The organism is Pseudaquabacterium inlustre, assembly GCF_038066595.1.
GTDB classification, from domain to species: Bacteria; Pseudomonadota; Gammaproteobacteria; order Burkholderiales; family Burkholderiaceae_C; genus Pseudaquabacterium; species Pseudaquabacterium inlustre.
The window spans coordinates 376,720-397,557 of record NZ_JBBUTH010000011.1; the positions used below are offsets into that span (position 1 = coordinate 376,720).

At 69.9% G+C, this 20,838-nt stretch carries 17 protein-coding genes; 14 read left to right on the forward strand and 3 right to left on the reverse strand.

Features of this window, described 5'->3' with window-relative positions:
• Positions 1-30 precede the first annotated feature (30 nt).
• The 11 genes from aroB to AACH10_RS24455 all read left to right on the forward strand — a co-directional run bounded on the left by aroB (position 31) and on the right by AACH10_RS24455 (position 13,814).
• The gene (gene aroB, locus AACH10_RS24405; protein WP_341413157.1) at positions 31-1,128 is read left to right on the forward strand and encodes a 3-dehydroquinate synthase; all 1,098 of its coding nucleotides are present in this window, start codon (positions 31-33) and stop codon (positions 1,126-1,128) included.
• Between the two features lie 58 nt (positions 1,129-1,186).
• A complete protein-coding gene (locus tag AACH10_RS24410) occupies positions 1,187-2,416 on the forward strand; it encodes a deoxyguanosinetriphosphate triphosphohydrolase (RefSeq protein WP_341413158.1) in 1,230 nt (409 codons plus the stop codon).
• Complete coding sequence (locus AACH10_RS24415; RefSeq protein ID WP_341413159.1) at positions 2,417-3,112, forward strand: transposase; 696 nt, start codon at positions 2,417-2,419, stop codon at positions 3,110-3,112.
• Between the two features lie 182 nt (positions 3,113-3,294).
• Complete coding sequence (locus tag AACH10_RS24420; RefSeq protein ID WP_423228656.1) at positions 3,295-8,070, forward strand: glutamate synthase-related protein; 4,776 nt, start codon at positions 3,295-3,297, stop codon at positions 8,068-8,070.
• Between the two features lie 21 nt (positions 8,071-8,091).
• Positions 8,092-9,567 (forward strand): glutamate synthase subunit beta, encoded by a 1,476-nt coding sequence (locus AACH10_RS24425; protein WP_341413160.1) that lies wholly within the window; start codon positions 8,092-8,094, stop codon positions 9,565-9,567.
• A 243-nt stretch (positions 9,568-9,810) separates the two neighbouring features.
• On the forward strand, positions 9,811-10,641 hold the full coding sequence (locus AACH10_RS24430) for an ABC transporter ATP-binding protein (RefSeq protein WP_341413161.1): 831 nt from the start codon (positions 9,811-9,813) through the stop codon (positions 10,639-10,641).
• A complete protein-coding gene (mlaE, locus tag AACH10_RS24435; protein WP_341413162.1) occupies positions 10,638-11,420 on the forward strand; it encodes a lipid asymmetry maintenance ABC transporter permease subunit MlaE in 783 nt (260 codons plus the stop codon). Before AACH10_RS24430 ends, mlaE begins: the two co-directional genes overlap by 4 nt.
• An 18-nt stretch (positions 11,421-11,438) precedes the next feature.
• A complete protein-coding gene (gene mlaD, locus AACH10_RS24440) occupies positions 11,439-11,924 on the forward strand; it encodes an outer membrane lipid asymmetry maintenance protein MlaD (protein WP_341413163.1) in 486 nt (161 codons plus the stop codon).
• On the forward strand, positions 11,921-12,682 hold the full coding sequence (locus tag AACH10_RS24445) for an MlaA family lipoprotein (protein WP_341413164.1): 762 nt from the start codon (positions 11,921-11,923) through the stop codon (positions 12,680-12,682). Before mlaD ends, AACH10_RS24445 begins: the two co-directional genes overlap by 4 nt.
• 108 nt (positions 12,683-12,790) lie before the next feature.
• The gene (locus AACH10_RS24450) at positions 12,791-13,408 is read left to right on the forward strand and encodes an MlaC/ttg2D family ABC transporter substrate-binding protein (protein WP_341413165.1); all 618 of its coding nucleotides are present in this window, start codon (positions 12,791-12,793) and stop codon (positions 13,406-13,408) included.
• A gap of 136 nt (positions 13,409-13,544) precedes the next feature.
• Positions 13,545-13,814 carry an STAS domain-containing protein gene (locus AACH10_RS24455; RefSeq protein WP_341413166.1) on the forward strand — a complete coding sequence of 90 codons (270 nt, stop codon included), beginning with the start codon at positions 13,545-13,547 and terminating at the stop codon, positions 13,812-13,814.
• Positions 13,815-13,821: 7 nt separating this feature from the next.
• On the opposite strand, the gene AACH10_RS24460 is transcribed toward AACH10_RS24455, so the two are convergent.
• The 3 genes from AACH10_RS24460 to AACH10_RS24470 all read right to left on the reverse strand — a co-directional run bounded on the left by AACH10_RS24460 (position 13,822) and on the right by AACH10_RS24470 (position 17,393).
• Entirely contained in the window at positions 13,822-14,715 is an 894-nt protein-coding gene (locus tag AACH10_RS24460) for a MurR/RpiR family transcriptional regulator (RefSeq protein ID WP_341413167.1), read from the reverse strand.
• A gap of 105 nt (positions 14,716-14,820) precedes the next feature.
• Positions 14,821-16,278, reverse strand: a complete 1,458-nt coding sequence (gene zwf / locus AACH10_RS24465) for a glucose-6-phosphate dehydrogenase (RefSeq protein WP_341413168.1) — start codon at positions 16,276-16,278, stop codon at positions 14,821-14,823.
• Positions 16,279-16,415: 137 nt separating this feature from the next.
• Positions 16,416-17,393 carry a right-handed parallel beta-helix repeat-containing protein gene (locus AACH10_RS24470; protein WP_341413169.1) on the reverse strand — a complete coding sequence of 326 codons (978 nt, stop codon included), beginning with the start codon at positions 17,391-17,393 and terminating at the stop codon, positions 16,416-16,418.
• Between the two features lie 148 nt (positions 17,394-17,541).
• On the opposite strand from AACH10_RS24470, the gene tal reads away from it, so the two are divergent.
• Genes tal through AACH10_RS24485 form a run of 3 tightly spaced genes read left to right on the forward strand, consistent with a single transcriptional unit; the run spans position 17,542 to position 20,710 of the window.
• Positions 17,542-18,489 carry a transaldolase gene (gene tal, locus AACH10_RS24475; protein ID WP_341413170.1) on the forward strand — a complete coding sequence of 316 codons (948 nt, stop codon included), beginning with the start codon at positions 17,542-17,544 and terminating at the stop codon, positions 18,487-18,489.
• A gap of 2 nt (positions 18,490-18,491) precedes the next feature.
• Positions 18,492-20,093 carry a glucose-6-phosphate isomerase gene (gene pgi, locus AACH10_RS24480; RefSeq protein ID WP_341413171.1) on the forward strand — a complete coding sequence of 534 codons (1,602 nt, stop codon included), beginning with the start codon at positions 18,492-18,494 and terminating at the stop codon, positions 20,091-20,093.
• Positions 20,090-20,710 carry an HAD family hydrolase gene (locus tag AACH10_RS24485; protein ID WP_341413172.1) on the forward strand — a complete coding sequence of 207 codons (621 nt, stop codon included), beginning with the start codon at positions 20,090-20,092 and terminating at the stop codon, positions 20,708-20,710. Before pgi ends, AACH10_RS24485 begins: the two co-directional genes overlap by 4 nt.
• Positions 20,711-20,838 lie beyond the last annotated feature (128 nt).

Here is a 20,838-nt window from a genome sequence, read left to right on the forward strand (position 1 = left end):
CGAGCTTGGGGGCCGCATACACTGGCCACCATGAGCAACCCCTCCACGCTGCGCGTGCCCATCGACCTGGGCGACCGCAGCTACGACATCCTGATCGGCAGCGGTCTGCTGGCCGACGCGGCCGCCTTCGACGGTTTGCCCACCTCGGCCGATGCGCTGATCGTCAGCAACACCGTCGTCGCCCCGCTGTATGCGCAGCGTCTGGCCGAGCGCCTGGCCACCCGCCACCGCCGCGTGCTGCAGGTGGTGCTGCCCGACGGCGAGGCGCACAAGGACTGGCAGACGCTGAACCAGGTGTTCGATGCGCTGCTGGGCGCCGGCTGCGACCGCAAGACCGTGCTGTACGCGCTGGGTGGCGGCGTGGTGGGCGACATGACCGGCTTTGCCGCCGCCTGCTACATGCGCGGCGTGCCCTTCGTGCAGGTGCCCTCCACGCTGCTGGCGCAGGTGGATTCGTCGGTGGGCGGCAAGACGGCCGTCAACCACCCGCTGGGCAAGAACATGATCGGCGCGTTCTACCAGCCGCAGCGGGTGCTGTGCGATCTGGACATGCTGGACACGCTGCCCGACCGCGAGCTGTCGGCCGGCCTGGCCGAGGTGATCAAGTACGGGCCGATCGCCGACATGGCCTTCCTCGACTGGATCGAGGCCCACCTGCCGGCGCTGATGGCGCGCGACAAGGCGGCGCTGGCCCACGCCATCCGCCGCAGCTGCGAGATCAAGGCCTGGGTGGTGGGTCTGGACGAGCGCGAGGGCGGCCTGCGCGCCATCCTGAACTTCGGCCACACCTTCGGCCACGCCATCGAGGCCGGCATGGGCTACGGCGCCTGGCTGCACGGCGAGGGCGTGGCCTGCGGCATGGTGCTGGCGGCCGACCTGTCGGCGCGGCTGGGCTTGGTGGACGCGGCCTTCGTCGCGCGCATCGAGCGCCTGGTGGCCGCCGCCGGCCTGCCGGTGCAGGCGCCGGCGATGCCCATCGAGCGCTGGTTCGAGTTGATGCGGGTGGACAAGAAGGCCGAGGGCGGCGAGATCCGCTTCGTCGTCATCGACGGCCCCGGCAAGGCGGCCATGCGCCCCGCGCCCGATGCGCTGGTGGCCGAGGTCATCGCCGCCCATACGGCCCGCTGAACCGCAAGCCGAGCCACTCCGCCCGCAGCCACCCCGCCACCGCGCGCCGCACCGGATCATGCAAGACGCCCCCGCCCTGTCCATCGATCCGCTGACCCGCCTGGCGCCCTGGGGCAGCGATCCGGCCGCCAGTCGCGGCCGGCGCCACCCGGTGGTGGCCACGCGCGACCGCAACGACTTCCAGCGCGACCGCGATCGCATCGTCCACAGCACCGCCTTCCGGCGCCTGGTCTACAAGACCCAGGTGTTCCTGAACCACGAGGGCGACCTGTTCCGCACGCGGCTCACGCACTCGCTGGAGGTGGCGCAGCTGGGCCGCGCCATCGCCCGCACGCTGGGGCTCAACGAAGACCTGGTGGAGGCCATCGCACTGGCGCATGACCTGGGCCACACGCCCTTCGGCCACGCCGGCCAGGACGCGCTGCACGCCTGCATGGCCGAGCACGGTGGCTTCGAGCACAACCTGCAGAGCCTGCGCGTGGTGGATGTGCTGGAGGCGCGCTACGCCGCCTTCGACGGCCTGAACCTCACGTTCGAGACCCGCGAGGGCATCCTCAAGCACTGCAGCCGGCGCGATGCCGAGGTGCTGGAGGCGGACGAGCCCGGCGGCGTGGCGCGGCGCTTCATCGATGGCACGCGGCCCGGGCTGGAGGCGCAGCTCACCGACCTGGCCGACGCCATCGCCTACAACGCGCACGACATCGACGACGGCGTGCGCTCGGGCCTGATCACGCTGGACCAGGTGTGCGAGCTGCCGCTGGTGCGCCGCCACCGCGACGCCGCGCTGGCCGAGCACCCGGCGCTGGCCGCCGACGCCGGCCGGCGCCTGCTGTACGAGACCATCCGCCGCATGCTCTCGGCCCAGGTGCATGACGTGATCGACGCCTCGGCGGCGCGGCTGCGCGAGGCGGCGCCCGGCAGCGCCGACGCGGCGCGCACGCTGCCGCGGCTGATCGGCTTCTCGGATGCCATGCGCGAGGAGGGCACTGCGCTCAAGCGCCTGCTGTTCCAGGCGCTGTACCGGCATCCGCAGGTCAACCGCACCACCGAGCTGGCGCGCCAGGTGGTGCGCGAGCTGTTCGCCGCCTATGTGGCGGCGCCGCAGGAGATGCGGCCCGGCTTCGCCGCGCGCGACGACCGCCACCGCGCGGTGGCGGATTTCATCGCCGGCATGACCGACCGCTTCGCCCTCGGCGAGCACCGCCGGCTGACCGGCCGCGACCTGTTCGCCGAACTGGCGGCGAGCACTGCGGCCGCGGACACGGCCGGCGCCGACGGCGGGCGCTGAATGGCCCGGCTGCCGCGCCTGGCCGTGCCCGGCCTGGCCCATCTGGTCACGCTGGCCGGGCACAACCAGCAGCCGGTGTTCGTGGACGACGAGGACCGTCGCGCCTTCCTGGCCGCGCTGCGCGAGGCCGCCGTGCCGCGCCGCGTGGCAGTGCTGGGCTGGGCGCTGGCCGACGCGCATGTGCACCTGCTGCTGCGGCCCGAGGCCGCGGCCGATCTGAGCGGCGCGATGCAGGCGCTGGGCCGTCGCTACGTGGCCGGCTTCAACCACCGCCACGGCCGCAGCGGCACGCTGTGGGCGGGCCGCTACCGCGCCGCCGTGGTGCAGCCTGGCGAGCCGCTGCTGGAGGCCATGCTCTTCCTCGACACCCATGCGCTGCGCGCTGGCAGCGTGGCGGCACCCGAGGACGATGTCTGGAGCAGCGTGCGCGCCCACCTGGGCCTGGCCCGCGACGCGCTGCTGACCGAAGGCCCCGACTGGTGGGCCCTGGGCAACACCCCGTTCGAGCGCGAGGCGGCCTGGCGCCGCCGCATCGACGAGGGCCTGAGCCTGGCCCGCGCCGTGGCGCTGGGCACGGCCAGCCGTGGCGGCTGGGCGCTGGGCGATGCCGCCTTCCTGGCCGCCCTGGCCGAGCAGGGCGACCGCCCGCTGCAGCCACGCCGCCGCGGCCGGCCGGCGCGCCCGCCAGTGCCCTGAGGCCGGGAACGGCACTTGCTCCAGCCGAGCGGTGCTGATGGTTTGACTCTGTCCCTATTTATTGCGCACCGACTATGTGCGAAATCAATAATTGAGTCTGACCCCATTTAATAGCGCTTGAGGTCCTTGCTGCACCGCAGTAAATTCCGCATCCCCTCGTTGAAGCCAGGAAGGAGTGCGCCATGTCCGCGTCCACCCCCGCCACCCCGATGAATGACACCCCCGCCAGCGCCGCTGAGATCGCCGCCCTGGCCGACAGCGGCCTGTACAACCCGGCCAACGAGAAGGACGCCTGCGGCGTGGGCTTCGTCGCCCACATCAAGGGCCAGCGCGCGCACCACATCGTGCAGCAGGGCCTGAAGATCCTCGAGAACCTCGACCACCGCGGCGCCGTGGGCGCCGACAAGCTGATGGGCGACGGCGCGGGCATCCTGATCCAGATCCCCGACGAGTACTACCGCGCCGAGATGGCGGCCCAGGGCATCACGCTGCCGCCCCCGGGCGAGTACGGCGTGGGCATGATCTTCCTGCCCAAGGAGCACGCCAGCCGCCTGGCCTGCGAGCAGGAGATGGAGCGCGCCATCAAGGCCGAGGGCCAGGTGCTGCTGGGCTGGCGCGACGTGCCGGTGAACCTCGAGATGCCCATGAGCCCCATGGTGCGCGAGAAGGAGCCGGTGATCCGCCAGGTGTTCATCGGCCGCGGCGCCGACGTCATCGTGCCCGACGCGCTGGAGCGCAAGCTGTACGTGATCCGCAAGACCGCCTCGGCCGCCATCCAGCGCCTGAAGCTCACGCACAGCCGCGAGTACTACGTGCCCAGCATGTCGTGCCGCACCATCATCTACAAGGGCCTGCTGCTGGCCGACCAGGTGGGCGTGTACTACAAGGACCTGGCCGACGAGCGCGTGGTCTCGGCCCTGGCCCTGGTGCACCAGCGCTTCTCCACCAACACCTTCCCCGAGTGGCCGCTGGCCCACCCGTACCGCATGGTGGCCCACAACGGTGAGATCAACACCGTCAAGGGCAACTTCAACTGGATGCGCGCCCGCGAAGGCGTGATGAAGAGCCCGGTGCTGGGCGATGACCTGAAGAAGCTGTACCCGATCAGCTTCGAGGGCCAGAGCGACACCGCCACCTTCGACAACGCGCTGGAGCTGCTCACGATGAGCGGCTACCCGCTGGCCCACGCGGCCATGATGATGATCCCCGAGGCCTGGGAGAACCACGAGCTGATGGATGCCCGTCGCCGCGCGTTCTACGAGTACCACGCCGCGATGATCGAGCCCTGGGACGGCCCCGCCGCCATGGTGTTCACCGACGGCAAGCAGATCGGCGCCACGCTCGACCGCAACGGCCTGCGTCCGGCGCGCTACATCGTCACCAACGACGACCTGGTGGTGATGGCCTCTGAGAGCGGCGTGCTGCCCATCCCCGAGAACAAGATCGTCAAGAAGTGGCGCCTGCAGCCGGGCAAGATGTTCCTGATCGATCTGGAGCAGGGCCGCATCGTCGACGACGAGGAACTGAAGGCCCAGTACGCCAGCGCACGCCCCTACCGCCAGTGGATCGACCAGGTGCGCATCCGCCTGGATTCGCTGGACGTCAGCGCCGGCGCGGCCGCGTTCAGCGAATCGCTGCTCGACCGCCAGCAGGCCTTCGGCTACACGCAGGAAGACATCAAGTTCCTGCTGGCGCCCATGGCCGCGGCCGGCGAGGAAGCCATCGGCTCGATGGGCAATGACAGCCCGCTGGCCGTGTTGAGCGACAAGAACAAGCCGCTCTACAACTACTTCAAGCAGCTGTTCGCCCAGGTCACGAACCCGCCGATCGACCCGATCCGCGAGGCCATCGTGATGAGCCTGAACAGCTTCATCGGCCCGCGCCCCAACCTGCTGGACATCAACGCGGTGAACCCGCCGATGCGCCTGGAGGTGACGCAGCCGGTGCTGGACTTCGACGACATGGCGCGCCTGCGCGGCATCGACGCGCAGACCGGTGGCAAGTTCAAGAGCTACGAGCTGGACATCACCTACCCGCTGGCCTGGGGCCGCGAGGGTGTGGAAGCCAAGCTGGCCAGCCTGTGCGCCGAGGCCGTGGACGCGCTCAAGAGCGGCCACAACATCATCATCATCACCGACCGCCGCATGGGCCGCACCCAGGTGGCGATCCCCGCGCTGCTGGCGCTCTCCGCCGTGCACCACCATCTGGTGCGCGAGGGCCTGCGCACCACCGTGGGCCTGGTGGTCGAGACCGGCTCGGCGCGCGAGGTGCACCACTTCGCCGTGCTGGCCGGCTATGGCGCCGAGGCCGTGCACCCCTACCTGGCGATGGAGACGCTGGCGTCCATGCACGCCGAACTGCCGGGCGCGCTGAGTGCCGAGAAGGCCATCTACAACTACGTCAAGGCGATCGGCAAGGGCCTGTCGAAGATCATGTCTAAGATGGGCGTGAGCACGTACATGAGCTACTGCGGCGCCCAGCTGTTCGAGGCCATCGGCCTGCAGAAGGACTTCGTCGAGAAGTTCTTCCGCGGCACGGCCTCGCAGGTGGCCGGCATCGGCGTGTTCGAGGTGGCCGAGGAAGCCTTGCGCACGCACCGCGCGGCCTTTGGCGACGATCCCGTGCTGGCCACGATGCTGGACGCCGGCGGCGAGTACGCCTGGCGCGCCCGCGGCGAGGAGCACATGTGGTCGCCCGATGCCATCGCCAAGCTGCAGCACAGCACGCGCTCGGGCAAGTTCGACACCTACAAGGAATACGCCCAGCTCATCAACGACCAAAGCAAGCGCCACATGACGCTGCGCGGTCTGTTCGAGTTCAAGCTCGACCCGAGCAAGGCCATCGCTCTGGAAGAGGTGGAGCCCGCCGCCGAGATCGTCAAGCGCTTCGCCACCGGCGCCATGTCGCTGGGCTCGATCTCGACCGAGGCGCACAGCACGCTGGCCATCGCGATGAACCGCATCGGCGGCAAGAGCAACACCGGTGAGGGCGGCGAAGACCCGGCCCGCTACCGCAACGAGCTCAAGGGCATCAAGATCGTCAAGGGCACCAAGGTGTCCGACGTCATCGGCAGCAAGGTCATCGAGGCCGACTACGAGATGCAGGACGGCGACAGCCTGCGCTCGAAGATCAAGCAGGTGGCCTCGGGCCGCTTCGGCGTGACCACCGAGTACCTGGTCTCGGCCGATCAGATCCAGATCAAGATGGCCCAGGGCGCCAAGCCGGGCGAGGGCGGCCAGCTGCCTGGCGGCAAGGTGAGCGAGTACATCGGCTTCCTGCGCTACAGCGTGCCGGGCGTGGGCCTCATCAGCCCGCCGCCGCACCACGATATCTACTCGATCGAGGATCTGGCCCAGCTGATCCATGACCTGAAGAACGCCAACCCGCGCGCCAGCATCAGCACCAAGCTGGTGTCGGAAGTGGGCGTGGGCACCATCGCCGCGGGCGTGGCCAAGTGCAAGAGCGACCACATCGTGATCGCCGGCCATGACGGTGGCACTGGCGCCTCGCCGTGGAGCTCGATCAAGCACTGCGGCACGCCCTGGGAGCTGGGCCTGGCCGAGACGCAGCAGACCCTGGTGCTGAACCGCCTGCGGGCCCGCGTGCGGGTGCAGGCCGACGGCCAGATGAAGACCGGCCGCGACGTGGTCATCGGCGCGCTGCTGGGGGCCGATGAATTCGGCTTCGCCACCGCGCCGCTGGTGGTCGAGGGCTGCATCATGATGCGCAAGTGCCACCTGAACACCTGCCCGGTGGGCGTGGCCACGCAAGACCCGGTGCTGCGCGCCAAGTTCTCGGGCAAGCCCGAGCACGTGGTGAACTACTTCTTCTTCGTCGCCGAGGAAGCGCGCCAGATCATGGCCCAGCTGGGCATCCGCAAGTTCGACGACCTGATCGGTCGTGCCGACCTGCTGGACACCAAGAAGGCCATCCAGCACTGGAAGGCCAAGGGCCTGGATTTCAGCAAGGTGTTCCACGTGCCGGCCGTGCCGGCCGACGTGCCGCGCTACCACGTGGCCGACCAGGACCACGGCCTGGAGCGCGCGCTCGACGTGCAGCTGATCGAGAAGTGCCAACCCGCCATCCAGCGTGGCGAGAAGGTGCAGTTCATGCAGGACGTGAAGAACCTGAACCGCAGCGTGGGCGCCATGCTGTCGGGTGAGCTGATCAAGCACCGTCCGGAAGGCCTGCCCGACCACACCATCTTCATGCAGATGGAAGGCACGGGTGGCCAGAGCTTCGGCGCCTTCCTGGCCAAGGGCATCACGCAGTACCTGATCGGTGATGCCAACGACTACGCCGGCAAGGGCCTGAGCGGTGGCCGCATCGTGGTGCGCCCGTCGATCGACTTCCGCGGCGATGCCGCGAAGAACATCATCATCGGCAACACCGCGCTGTTCGGCGCCACCAGCGGCGAGGCCTTCTTCCGCGGCGTGGCCGGCGAGCGCTTCGCGGTGCGTCTGTCGGGCGCCACCACGGTGGTGGAAGGCACCGGCGACCACGGCTGCGAGTACATGACCGGCGGCACGGCCGTGGTGCTGGGCAAGACCGGCCGCAACTTCGCCGCCGGCATGAGCGGCGGCATCGCCTACGTCTACGACGAGGACGGCCAGTTCGCCAAGCGCTGCAACACCGCCCAGGTGGCGCTGGACAAGGTGCTGCCCAAGGCAGAGCAGGAGGCCAGCATCGACCGCGCCGTGTGGCACCGCGACCAGGCCGACGAGGACCTGCTGAAGGCGCTGATCGAGCAGCACCACAGCTGGACCGGCAGCCTGCGCGCCCGCGACATCCTGGACGACTGGGAAACCAGCCGCGCCAAGTTCGTCAAGGTGTTCCCGCACGAGTACAAGCGCGCGCTGGGCGAGATCCACGCCGCCAAGGCCAAGGACGAGACCATCGCCAAGGCCAAGGGTGAGACGAAGGCCGGCAAGGCCGCCAAGACCACCCCCGCCAAGTAAGCAGATTCAGGAGCCAGCATCATGGGAAAAGTCACCGGCTTTCTGGAGTTCGAACGTCTGGAAGAGGGCTATGAGCCCGTCGCCAAGCGGGTCAAGAACTACAAGGAATTCGTCATCGGCCTGAACGACGAGCAGGCCAAGGTGCAGGGTGCGCGCTGCATGGACTGCGGCACGCCGTTCTGCAACAACGGCTGCCCGGTCAACAACATCATTCCGGACTTCAACGACCTGGTGTACCGGGGCGACTGGGCGAACGCGATCACGGTGCTGCACAGCACCAACAACTTCCCCGAGTTCACCGGCCGCATCTGCCCGGCGCCCTGCGAGGCCGCCTGCGTGCTGAACGTCAACGACGACGCGGTGGGCATCAAGTCGATCGAGCACGCCATCATCGACCGCGCCTGGGCCGAAGGCTGGGTGCAGCCGCAGCCGGCCAAGGTCAAGACCGGCAAGAAGGTGGCCGTGGTGGGCTCCGGCCCCGCCGGCCTGGCTGCGGCCCAGCAGCTGGCCCGCGCCGGTCACGACGTGACGGTGTTCGAGAAGAACAGCCGCATCGGTGGCCTGCTGCGCTACGGCATCCCCGACTTCAAGATGGAGAAGTCGCACATCGACCGCCGCGTGGCGCAGATGCAGGCCGAGGGCGTGGTGTTCAAGACCGGCACGCTGATCGGCGCCATGCCCGCCGAGGGCGCCGGCGCCAAGGTGACCAACGACGCCACCACCACGATCAGCGCCGATGAGCTGAAGGCCCAGTTCGACGCCGTGCTGCTGGCCGGCGGCAGCGAGCAGAGCCGCGACCTGCCGGTGCCCGGCCGTGACCTGGACGGCGTGCACTTCGCGATGGAGTTCCTGCCGCAGCAGAACAAGGTCAACGCCGGCGACAAGCTCAAGGCCCAGCTGCGCGCCGATGGCAAGCATGTCATCGTCATCGGCGGTGGCGACACCGGCAGCGACTGCGTGGGCACCAGCAACCGCCATGGCGCGGTCAGCGTCACACAGTTCGAGGTGATGCCCCAGCCGCCCGAGCAGGAGAACAAGCCGCTGGTCTGGCCGTACTGGCCGCTGAAGCTGCGCACCAGCTCCAGCCACGACGAAGGCTGTGTGCGCGAGTTCGCCATCTCCACCAAGGAGTTCGTCGGCGCCAAGGGCAAGGTCACCGGCCTGAAGACCGTGGGCGTGAAGTTCGAAGGCGGCAAGCTGGTCGAGATTCCCGGCACCGAGAAGGAATACAAGGCCGATCTGGTGCTGCTGGCGATGGGCTTCACCAACCCGCTGGCCAGCGTGCTGAACGCCTTCGGCGTGGCCATCGACGGCCGCGGCAATGCCAAGGCCGGCACCGACGACGCCACCGGCTACAAGACCGACGCCGACAAGGTGTTCGTGGCCGGTGACATGCGCCGCGGCCAGAGCCTGGTGGTGTGGGCCATCCGCGAAGGCCGCCAGGCCGCGCGCGAGGTCGACCGCTTCCTGATGGGCGAGACCACGCTGCCGCGCTGAGCGCGCGCCCGGTCGGCGGTGCCTGGTGCCCCGCCGACCGTCGCATCCTTACCACAGGCCACCGCGCATCCGCCCGGCGGCCTGATGCTTTTGGGGATCCGGCAACACGTCTTTGCCGCCCAGCATCGGTGCAATCCCGAAGGGTTTTGGACACGCATGCGAGAATTTGGGCATTCCCATCCCGCAAGCGCCGGCGCGGGTGCCGGCCCCGGGGCCGGCCCGTTGGCCGGTGTCCGCCGCCCCTTGAGCGCCTCCGACACCCTGATCGAGATCGACCACGTCACGTTCGGCTACGACGCGAGCCGCACGATCCTGAACGACGTGAGCCTGCGCTTTGCGCGCGGCAAGGTCACGGCCGTGCTCGGCAACTCGGGCTGCGGCAAGACCACGCTGCTGCGCCTGATCGGTGGTGTGCATGGCGCCACCAGTGGTCGCGTGGTGTTCGATGGCGAGGTGGTCGACGTGCATGACCGCGCCCAGCTTTACCGCCTGCGCCGCCGCCTGGGCATGTTGTTCCAGTTCGGGGCGCTGTTCACTGACCTGACGGTCTATGACAACGTGGCCTTCCCGCTGCGCGAGATGACCGACCTGCCCGAGGCGCTGATCCACGACATCGTGCTGATGAAGCTCAACGCCGTGGGCCTGCGCGGCGCGGCCGGGCTGAAGATCAGCGAGGTGTCGGGCGGCATGGCCCGGCGCATCGCGCTGGCCCGGGCGATCGCGCTCGATCCGGAACTGATCATGTACGACGAGCCCTTTGCCGGCCTGGACCTGATCAGCATGGGCGTGGCCGCCAAGCTGATCCGCACGCTCAACGACGTGACCGGCGCCACCACCATCCTGATCTCGCACGACGTGCCCGAGTGCATGGCCATCAGCGACCATGTGGTGCTGATGGCCGGCGGCGGCCGCATCGTGGCCCAGGGCACGCCGGCCGAGCTGATGGGCTCCACCGATCCCGAGGTGCGCCAGTTCGTGCGCGGCGAGCCCGACGGGCCGGTGAAGTTCCATTACCCGGCGCGCGACATCGCCGACGACTTCGGCCTGGGCGCCGCCGCAGGGGGCCGCGCATGAACCTGCTGGCCAGCATCGGTGCCCGCACGCTGGGCATGCTGCGCGGCTGGGGCCGCGCGGCGCTGTTCTTCCTCGACCTGCTGGCGGCGCTGCCTGCGGCGCTCAAACGCCCGGGGCTGATCGTCGAGCAGGTGCACGCCATCGGCAACCGCTCGCTGCTGATCATCCTGGCCTCCGGGGCGGCGGTGGGCTTCGTGCTGGCGCTGCAGATGTACTACGCGCTGGTCACCTACGGCGCGGCCGAGAGCCTGGGCCTGGTGGTCAACCTGAGCCTGGTGCGCGAGTTGGGGCCGGTGGTCACCGCGCTGCTGTTCGCCGGCCGCGCGGGCACCTCGCTGACCGCCGAGATCGGCCTGATGAAGGCCGGTGAGCAGATCGCCGCGCTGGAGCTGATGGCGCTCGATCCGCGCCAGCGCGTGCTGGCCCCGCGCTTCCTGGCCGGCGTGCTGGCGATGCCGCTGCTGGCGATCCTGTTCTCGGCCATCGGCATCATCGGCGCCTGGCTGGTGGCCGTGGGGCTGATCGGCATCGATCCGGGCAACTTCTGGTCCATCCAGCAGAACGGCGTGGACGTGTGGCGCGACGTGGGCAACGGCGTGGTCAAGAGCTTCGTGTTCGGCATCATCTGCACCGCGGTGGCGCTGTACCAGGGCTACGAAACCGAGGCCACCCCCGAAGGCGTGGCCTACGCCACCACGCGCACCGTGGTGATCGCGTCGCTCACCGTGCTGGGCATGGACTTCATCCTCACGGCGCTGATGTTCTCTACGCCCCGCTGACCTTCCTCCGGATACCCCATGGCAAAACGAAACCTCGAAATCCTGGTCGGCCTGTTCGTGCTGCTGGGCGCTGCGGCGCTGCTGTTCGTGGCGCTGAAGGCCGCCAACCTGGCCAGCTTCTCGGGTGGCGACACCTACACGCTGACCGCGCGCTTCGACAACATCGGTGGCCTGAAGGCGCGTGCGCCGGTGCGCTCGGCCGGCGTGGTGGTGGGCCGCGTCACCTCGATCAGCCTGGACGCCAAGACCTACCAAGGCGTGGTGACGCTGGCGGTCAACCGCGGTGTCGAGTTCCCCAAGGACAGCTCGGCCAAGATCCTCACCGCCGGCCTGCTGGGCGACCAGTACATCGGCCTCGAGGCCGGCGGCGACACGGCCAACCTGAAGGAAGGCGACGTCATCAAGCAGACGCAGTCGGCCGTGGTGCTGGAGAACCTGATCGGCCAGTTCCTGTTCAACAAGGCGGCCGACGCCGGCTCGGGCGCCGACGGGGGCAAGAAGTGAGCGCCGCCGCCGGCCTGGTGCGCCGCGCAGGCGCAGCCCTGCTGCTGGGCGCCGCGCTGGTGCTGGGCGGCTGCGCCACGCTGCCGCCCGCGTCCGACGGCCCCGGCCTGCTGACGCAGAAAGACCCGTTCGAGCGCTTCAACCGTCACATGTTCGCCTTCAACGAGGGCGTGGACACCGTGGCGATCAAGCCCGCGGCACTGATCTACCAGAACGTGGTGCCGCAGGTGCTGCGCACCGGCGTCGACAACTTCCTGGGCAACCTGGGTGACGCCTGGACCACGGTGAACCTGTTCCTGCAGGCCAAGCCCGCGCAGGGCCTGAACATGGGCTTGCGCACCGCGGTGAACACGGTGTTCGGCTTCGGAGGCCTGCTCGACATCGCCGACGAGGCCGGCCTGGAGCGCACCAGCGTGGAAGACCTGGGCCAGACGCTCGGCCGCTGGGGCGTGAAGAGCGGCCCGTACCTGGTGCTGCCCTTCCTGGGCCCGTCGACGCTGCGCGATGGCGCCGGCCTGGTGCTGGACATCCGCGATTCCGGCCCGGCCCTGGTGTTCAAGGAGCCGCAGGACCGCTATGGCGCCACCGGCATCCAGCTGCTGAACACCCGCGTCAAGCTGCTCAACGCCGGCCGCGTGCTGGACGACATCGCGCTCGACAAGTACGTGCTGATGCGCGACGCCTACCTGGCGCGCCGCCGCAGCCTGATCTACGACGGCGATCCCCCCGAGGACGAGAACCCCCCGTCGGACAAATAGACCGGCCCGCGCAGCGCGAAGCCGGCCCGCGGTGAACCGCCGGCCCGTCTCGCGCGTTGAGGTCTCTGGGCGCCGTCGCGGTGCCCGCATCGAAAGGACACGAACACCATGTTGCGACGCACCTGGATCTCCGCCCTCGGCCTGGCCGCAGCGGCCCTGGTCACCGCGCCCGCCCTGCGCGCCGAGCCCGTCGGCGCCGAGGCCTTCGTCAAGCAGCTGTCGGCCGAGGTGATGGACACCGCCAAGAGCGACAAGTCGATCCAGAACGGCGACATCGGCAAGATCCGCTCGCTGGTCGACGGCAAGGTCATGCCGCACGTCAACTTCGAGCGCATGACCGCCATGTCGGTCGGCCCGCAGTGGCGCGGCGCCACGCCCGAGCAGAAGAAACGCATGCTCGAGGAGTTCAAGACCCTGATGATCAACACCTATTCGGGTGCGCTGACGCAGGTGAAGGACCAGACCGTGGTGGTCAAGCCGCTGCGTGCCGCCGCCGATGCCACCGAGTTGGTGGTCAAGAGCGAGGTGCGCGGCAAGGGCGACCCGATCCAGCTCGACTACCGCCTGGAGAAGGCTGGCGACGGCTGGAAGATCTACGACGTCAACGTCGGCGGCTTCTGGCTGGTGGAGGCCTACAAGGGCCAGTTCGCCAAGGACCTGTCGGCTGGCGGCATGGACGCGCTGATCACGCGCCTGAGCGACAAGAACAAGTCGCTCGCGAAATGACCCACCCCCTACGCGCTTTGCGCGCCCCCTCCAGGGGGCAACGCCAGCGGCCCGGCCAAGCCGGTTCCGCGGCGTTCGCTGGCTTGGGGCAGCGCTGTGCTGCCAGCGTCACGTCATGCGTGGCTGGGTTGAAGGCATGAGCGCCGCGATCGCCCTGCCGGCCTCGCTGACCATGGCCGATGCGCGTGGCACGCTGGAGCGCCTGGCGCCCCAGCTGGCCAGCGCCGAGCAGCCGGTGCTGGACGCATCGGCGCTGCAGCAGCTGGACTCGGCCGCCGTGTCGGTGCTGCTGGAATGCCGCCGCCAGGCCGCCGCGCGCGGGCGCACGCTGCGCGTGAGCGGCGCGCCGCCCAAGCTGGCGCAGCTGGCGCAGCTGTATGGCGTGGCGGAGTTGCTGGCGCTGTAGCGCCGGGTCAGTCCAGGGCCGGATCGGCCCGCGCCGGCACGGGCTGCGCATAGCGCCGCGCGCGCAGGTTGCGCTTGATTTCCTGCAGGTGGTTGCGCGGGGCCGGGCCCAGGCGCAGTGCCACGCCAGTGGTCAGCACGTCGATGATCAGCAGGTGCAGCAGGCGCGACACCATCGGGCTGTAGCGGTCGGCGTCCTCGGGGTGGTCGGCCAGGATCAGGATCTGGTGGTGGCTCAGCGTCCACTGCGCCAGCAGTGAGCCGCTGGCGGTGATGACGATGACGCTGGCGCCGCGCCGGCGTGCGATGTCGGCGGCGTCGATCAGGTCGCGGCTGCGCCCCGAGTTGCTGATCACCACCGCGCAATCGCCGGGGCCCAGCATGGTGGCGCTCATCACCTGCACATGGCCGTCGCTGCTGGCGATGGTGTGCACGCCCAGGCGGAAGAACTTGTGCTGCGCATCCTGCGCCACGATGCCCGAGTTGCCGACGCCGTAGAACTCGATGCGCTTGCCGGCCAGCCCGGCGGCGGCCAGCGCGCCGATGGCCTGCTCGAAGGCGTGGCTGGCGGCGTCGTTGCGGAACTTCAGCATCGCCGCGACGGCGTTGTCGATGACCTTGACGATCAGGTCGCCGGGCTTGTCGTCCTCGTCCACCGCGCGGTGCACGAAGGGCACGCCTTCGTTGACCGTGCCGGCCAGCTTCAGCTTGAAATCGGCCAGGCCGTCGTAGCCCACGCTGCGGCAAAAGCGCACCACCGTGGGCTTGCTGACATGCGAGCGTTCGGCCAATTCGCCCACAGGCAGCGTGGCGAAGCTGCGCGGATCGGACAACAGCAGCTTGGCCACCCGTTGCTCAGCAGGCGGTAGGGCAGGGATGCAGGCTTTGATTCGATCAAGCATGCTGGTCATTCTGGACCGAAGCGGCGGGCCGACGCGCCGGGCCGCCCCAAGCAAGGCCCGATCCCCCCGGGGGATCGACCGGCGTACCCGCCGGGCGAGGGGGGGTCACTGCTCTTCATCCCAGGTGCAGCCATCGCGCGCGACCATGGCGCTGGCGGCGGGCGGGCCCCAGCTGCCGGCGGCATAGGTGCGCGGGCCGTTGGGGTCGGCCGCCCAGGCGTCGAGGATGGGCATCACCCAGCGCCAGGCCTGCTCCTGCTCGTCGCTGCGCACGAACAGGTTCAGCCGGCCGGCGATGGCGTCGAGCAGCAGGCGCTCGTAGGCGCCCACGCGCTCGTGGGCGAAGGCCTTGTCGAAGTCGAGGTCCAGGCTCACCGGGGCCAGCTGCTCGCCGCCGCTGCCGCCACCCGCGCCGCCCTTGGCGGCCAGCAGGTGCAGCTCCAGGCCATCTTCGGGCTGCAGCTTGATCACCAGCTTGTTGGCGCGCGCCGAGCCCGGAAAGATCGGGTGCGGCACCTCGCGGAAGTTGACGACGATCTGCGCATCGCGCGCGGCCATGCGCTTGCCGGTGCGCAGGTAGAAGGGCACGCCGGCCCAACGCCAGTTCTGCACCTCGGTGCGCAGGGCCACGAAGGTTTCGCAGTGGCTGCCGGCCGGCACCTTCACCTCGTCGAGGTAGCCCTTGACCGCCTGGCCGTCCACGCTGCCGGCCTTGTACTGGCCGCGCACCACGTCGCGCGCCACGGTCTCGGGCGTGAAGGGCTTCAGGCTCTTGAGCACCTTGAGCTTCTCGTCGCGGATGGCGTCGGCGTCGTTGGTCGACGGCGGCTCCATCGCGATCATGGTCAGCAGCTGCAGCGCATGGTTCTGGATCATGTCGCGTAAAGCGCCGGTGGTGTCGTAGTAGTCGCCACGCGTGCCCACGCCCAGGCTCTCGGCCAGCGTGATCTGGATGTTGGCGATGCTCTCGCGGCGCCACAGCGGCTCGAACAGCGCATTGCCGAAGCGCAGCGCCATCAGGTTCTGCACCGCGGGCTTGCCCAGGTAATGGTCGATGCGGAAGGCCTGGCTCTCGTGGAACACCGAGCGCACCACGCGGTTGATCTGCTGCGCGCTGGCCAGGTCATGGCCCAGCGGCTTCTCCAGCACCACGCGCACCCGCGGGCCGTTCAGGCCCACGGCGCCCAGTTGTTCGCACACCACCGGGAACAGGTAGGGGCTGATGGCCAGGTACAACACCGCGGTGTCGGCGCCGCGCTCGTCGATCCAGGCCTTCAGGCCAGCGTAGTGCGCGGGCTGCGACAGGTCCATGCGCCGGTAGTGCAGCAGCTCGGCGAAGCGCGCGAATTCGTCGTCGCTGGGGCGCTTGGCGCTGTCCACCTCGACAAAGCGCTCCTTGATGAAGGCGCGGTACTCGTCGTCGCTGCGCTCGTCGCGCGCCACCGCCAGGATGCGCCCGCCCGGCGGCAGCTTGCCGTGGCGGAAGGCCTGGAACAGCGCCGGCATCAGCTTGCGCCAGGTGAGGTCGCCGGTACCGCCGAAGAACACGAGGTCGAAGGACATGGGGGGCTCGCCGAAACTTTGCTGGGGGCCGTCAAGCGGCATGTAACTTGGTTACATCCGTGATGATGATGCAGTTTCTTGGTGGCGTCAATCGTGGCGCGCGGCGCCTGGCCGCCGGCGCGCCGACCGGGCCCGCGTCATTCGGCCGGCAGTGGCCCGGCGGCGTCATCGCGGCTGTCGGCGCCGGCGCCCAGCTCGGGTGTGCCACCGCCCAGCCAGCGGTTGCCCTGGCTGCGCACCGGGGTGGCCGGCGGCAGGCGCTCCACCCACACCCGCACCGGCACGCCGGTGGCGGCGCCCAGGCGGTTGACAAAGCGGTTGTCCAGCATCTGCAGCCCGCTGCGCGGCCAGGGCTGGCCCTCGGCGCCGAAGGACAGCATCACCGGATTGTGCGTGGCCGCGCTCTGGCCGATGGTGTTGCGCGCCACGCGCGCCAGGCCGCCGTTGGGCAGGTCGATCTCGTACGAGGCCTGGCCGCCCGGGCCGTCGTCGATCCAGTTGTCTTCGATCACCGTCTCGGCGGCGCGGCTCTTGATCAGGTGGCCGTCGAAGCCCCGGCTGAAGCGGCTGCCGCGGATGCTGGCGCGCGCGATGCGGCCCACGTACAGCAGGTGCGGCAGGCCCTCGGCCTGGGTCTGGTGCGGCGCGTCGCGGAACTCGCTGTCCTCGATGACCAACTCGGCACTGTTGTCGTTGCTGGTCAGCAGGCCCATCTGGTTGTCGGCGAACAGGCAGCGGCGCAGCGTGAGCCGGCCGCGCTCGAAGCGGATGCCCGCCCCGTTGCGCGAGGGCACGCGCGTGCCCTGGAAGGCGATGTTCTCGATGCGGATGTCGCCGCCACGCACCACCCAGATGGCCTTGCCCTCGGCATGGGCGCCATCGGCCAGCAGCAGCGGGCGCTCGCCCAGGCCCACGATGGTCAGCGCGCGCTGGGTGATCACCGCGACGTCGCCGCGGTAGGTGCCCGGCGCCACGGTGATGGTGTCGCCATCGCCGGCCAGGCGCAGGGCGTCGGCCACGCGGGGCAGCGGTCCGCCCGGCTGCACGGCCCACACCGCGGCCGTGGCGGGCTGGCCCAGGCCGATCAGCGCCAGCAGGGACAGAACCGGCCACATGGGCCGCACAGGCTGCATCCATCGCATGGCCCGCATTCTGCAAGCCCCTGTAACCTGCTCGGAACCCGCCGTCACGCCAAGCGGTTCTAATCCTGCACGTTTCCTGTCCGAAACCTGACCCGGCGCGCCTCGAGGGCCGCCCCTCCACATGAACCAGCTCGATCAGCTCAAGCAGCACACCACCGTGGTGGCCGACACCGGCAACTTCAAGCAATTGGCCCAGTTTGCGCCGCGCGACGCCACCACCAACCCCAGCCTGATCCTCAAGGCCGTGCAGTCGGCCGACTACGCACCGCTGCTGGCCGACACCGTGGCCGCCCACCGCGGCCAGCCGCTGGATGCCATCGTCGACCAGGTGCTGGTGCGCTTCGGTCTGGAGATCCTGAAGGTGGTGCCCGGCCGCGTCAGCACCGAGGTGGATGCACGCCTGAGCTTCGACACCGCCGCCACGCTGGCCCGCGCGCGCCGCCTGATGGCGCTGTACGAGGCCGCCGGCATCGGCCGCGAGCGCGTGCTGATCAAGATCGCCGCCACCTGGGAGGGCATCCAGGCCGCCAAGGTGCTGGAGGCCGAGGGCATCCACTGCAACCTGACGCTGCTGTTCGCGTTCTGCCAGGCCGTGGCCTGCGGAGACGCCGGCGTGCAGCTGATCAGCCCCTTCGTCGGCCGCATCTACGACTGGTACAAGAAGAGCGCCGGCGCCGCCTGGGACGAGACTGCCAAGGCCGGCCCCAACGACCCCGGCGTGCAGTCGGTGGAAGCCATCTACAAGCACTTCAAGCGCCACGGCATCGCCACCGAGGTGATGGGCGCCAGCTTCCGCAACGTGGGCCAGATCACCGCGCTGGCCGGTTGCGACCTGCTGACCATCAGCCCCGATCTGCTGGCGCAACTGCAGGCGTCGGACGCCCCGCTGGCGAAGCGTCTGGACGCCGACGCAGCCAAGGCCCTGGACCTGCCCGAAGTGCACTTCGACGAGAAGGCCTTCCGCTGGGCGCTCAACGAGGACGCCATGGCCACCGAAAAGCTGGCCGAGGGCATCCGCGCCTTCGCGGTCGATGCCGGCAAGCTCGACAAGATGATCCAGGAGCTCTGAGCATGGACTTCCAGCGCTGCGATCAGACCGTCGCCTGGACGGCCCTGCAGGGCCATTACCAGGCCCATGGCCGGGACCTGGACCTGCGCGAGGCCTTCGCACGCGACCCGCAGCGCTTCGAGTCCTTCGCGCTGCAGGCGCCCGAGGTGTTCGCCGACCTCAGCAAGAACCGCTGGGATCTGGTGACGCGCAGGCTGCTCACCGAGCTCGCCCGCGAGGTGGGCCTGGAGGCGCGCCGCGACGCGATGCTGGCCGGCGAGCCAGTCAACACCACCGAGGGCCGCGCCGTGCTGCACACGGCGCTGCGTGCGCCGCGCGGCGAGGGCCTGTTCAGCAGCGAGGTGCACGAGGTGCTGGACCGCATGCTGGCCTTCGCCGAGAGCGTGCGCGACACCGGCGCCAGCGGCATCCGCCATGTGGTGAACATCGGCATCGGCGGCTCCGACCTGGGGCCGGCGATGGCCGCGCGCGCGCTGCAGCCCTTCGCCCATCCGGGCCTGACGATGCACTTCGTCAGCAATGTCGATGGCCATGACATTGCGCCGGTGCTGCAGCGCCTGCGGCCCGAGGAAACGCTGTTCATCATCGCCAGCAAGACCTTCACCACGCAGGAGACCATGGCCAACGCGCAGGTGGCGCGGCAGTGGTTCCTGGCCGAGGCCGGCAGCGAGGCGGCGATCGCCCGCCACTTCGTCGGCACCACCACCAACTTGAGCGCGGCGGCCGCGTTCGGCATCCACACCACCTTCGGTTTCTGGGACTGGGTGGGCGGCCGCTACTCGCTGTGGAGCGCCATCGGCCTGCCGCTGGCCATCGCCATCGGGGCCGAGCACTTCCGCGCGCTGCTGGCCGGCGCGCACGCCATGGACCGGCACTTCGCCACCGCGCCGCTGGAGACCAACCTGCCGGTGCAGCTGGGCCTGCTGGACGTGTGGTACCGCAATTTCCACGGCTTCAGCAGCCGCTCGGTGGCGCCGTATCACCAGGGCCTGGCGCGCCTGCCGGCCTACCTGCAGCAGCTGGAGATGGAGAGCAACGGCAAGCAGGTGGATCTGGACGGCCAGCCGCTGCCCTACGGCACCAGCCCGGTGGTGTGGGGCGAGCCGGGCACCAACGGCCAGCACGCCTACTTCCAGCAGCTGCACCAGGGCACCGACGTGGTGCCGGTCGAGTTCATCCTGGTCAAGACACCCACCCACGGCCATGCCGACCTGCACACCAAGCTGCTGGCCAACGGCCTGGCGCAAAGCGCCGCGCTGATGCTGGGCAAGACCACCGAGGCCGCGCTGACCGAGAAGGCGCCCACCGCCTCGGCCACGCTGGGCAAGCTGACCGTGGCGCGTCACCGCACCTTCCCCGGCAACCGGCCCAGCAGCACGCTGCTGCTGGATCGGCTGACGCCACGCGCACTTGGCGCGCTGGTGGCGCTGTACGAGCACCGCGTGTTCACCAGCGGCGCCATCTGGGGCATCAACCCGTACGACCAGTGGGGCGTGGAACTGGGCAAGGCCTTGTGCAACGACCTGCTGCCGCGCCTGGCCTCGGGCGATGCCACGGGCCTGGATGGCTCCACCGCCGGACTGCTGGGCCGATTGACCCCATGAACTTCGTCTTCGACTTCGGCCGCGTGCTGTTCCGCTGGCGGCCCGAGACCTTGCTGCGCCAGGCGCTGCCGCAGCGCGTCACCGACGAGGCCAGCGCGCGCCACTGGGTGGGCCAGGTGTTCCAGGCCTATGGCGGCGACTGGGGTGACTTCGACCGCGGCACCGTGCAGCCGCCCGAGCTGGCGCAGCGCATCGCCGCGCGCACCGGCCTGACGCCCGACGAGGTCACGGCCGTGATCCAGGCCGTGCCGGGCGAGTTGCAGCCGCTGCCCGATTCGCTGGCCCTGCTGCAGCGCCTGCGCGCCGCCGGCCACCGCACCTTCTACCTGTCGAACATGCCCGCGCCCTATGCCGACCACTTGGAGGCCACGCACGACTTCGTGCGCGGCTTCGAGGCCGGCATCTTCTCGGCGCGGGTGGGCTTCAACAAGCCCGAGCCCGAGATCTACGCGCTGGCGCAGCAGCGCTTCGGCGTGCCGGCCGAGAGCCTGCTGTTCTTCGACGACCATGCGCCCAACGTGCAGGCCGCGCGGCAGGCTGGCTGGCAGGCGCTGGTGTTCACCGACGCCGCGCAGGCCGAGCGCGACCTGCGCACCGCCGGCTGCTGGCCGGATTGACTTCGGACAAGCCCGGCGCGGGGCATGACCCAGGCCGGTGCGCGGGCCCGCACCGGGCCGTGCACCACATCGGGTAGATCCCGAGCCGAAAGTGCGGCCGGCCGATGGCACGGAACTGGCTTTCGTGG

What these genes read in the sequence shown, in the direction of transcription:
- aroB (WP_341413157.1), top strand. Translation starts at nt 31, where the DNA reads ATGAGCAACCCCTCCACGCTGCGCGTGCCCATCGACCTGGGCGACCGC.
- AACH10_RS24410 (WP_341413158.1), top strand. Translation starts at nt 1,187, where the DNA reads ATGCAAGACGCCCCCGCCCTGTCCATCGATCCGCTGACCCGCCTGGCG.
- AACH10_RS24415 (WP_341413159.1), top strand. Translation starts at nt 2,417, where the DNA reads ATGGCCCGGCTGCCGCGCCTGGCCGTGCCCGGCCTGGCCCATCTGGTC.
- AACH10_RS24420 (WP_423228656.1), top strand. Translation starts at nt 3,295, where the DNA reads ATGTCCGCGTCCACCCCCGCCACCCCGATGAATGACACCCCCGCCAGC.
- AACH10_RS24425 (WP_341413160.1), top strand. Translation starts at nt 8,092, where the DNA reads ATGGGAAAAGTCACCGGCTTTCTGGAGTTCGAACGTCTGGAAGAGGGC.
- mlaE (WP_341413162.1), top strand. Translation starts at nt 10,638, where the DNA reads ATGAACCTGCTGGCCAGCATCGGTGCCCGCACGCTGGGCATGCTGCGC.
- mlaD (WP_341413163.1), top strand. Translation starts at nt 11,439, where the DNA reads ATGGCAAAACGAAACCTCGAAATCCTGGTCGGCCTGTTCGTGCTGCTG.
- AACH10_RS24450 (WP_341413165.1), top strand. Translation starts at nt 12,791, where the DNA reads ATGTTGCGACGCACCTGGATCTCCGCCCTCGGCCTGGCCGCAGCGGCC.
- AACH10_RS24455 (WP_341413166.1), top strand. Translation starts at nt 13,545, where the DNA reads ATGAGCGCCGCGATCGCCCTGCCGGCCTCGCTGACCATGGCCGATGCG.
- AACH10_RS24460 (WP_341413167.1), bottom strand. Translation starts at nt 14,715, where the DNA reads ATGCTTGATCGAATCAAAGCCTGCATCCCTGCCCTACCGCCTGCTGAG.
- zwf (WP_341413168.1), bottom strand. Translation starts at nt 16,278, where the DNA reads ATGTCCTTCGACCTCGTGTTCTTCGGCGGTACCGGCGACCTCACCTGG.
- AACH10_RS24470 (WP_341413169.1), bottom strand. Translation starts at nt 17,393, where the DNA reads ATGTGGCCGGTTCTGTCCCTGCTGGCGCTGATCGGCCTGGGCCAGCCC.
- tal (WP_341413170.1), top strand. Translation starts at nt 17,542, where the DNA reads ATGAACCAGCTCGATCAGCTCAAGCAGCACACCACCGTGGTGGCCGAC.
- pgi (WP_341413171.1), top strand. Translation starts at nt 18,492, where the DNA reads ATGGACTTCCAGCGCTGCGATCAGACCGTCGCCTGGACGGCCCTGCAG.
- AACH10_RS24485 (WP_341413172.1), top strand. Translation starts at nt 20,090, where the DNA reads ATGAACTTCGTCTTCGACTTCGGCCGCGTGCTGTTCCGCTGGCGGCCC.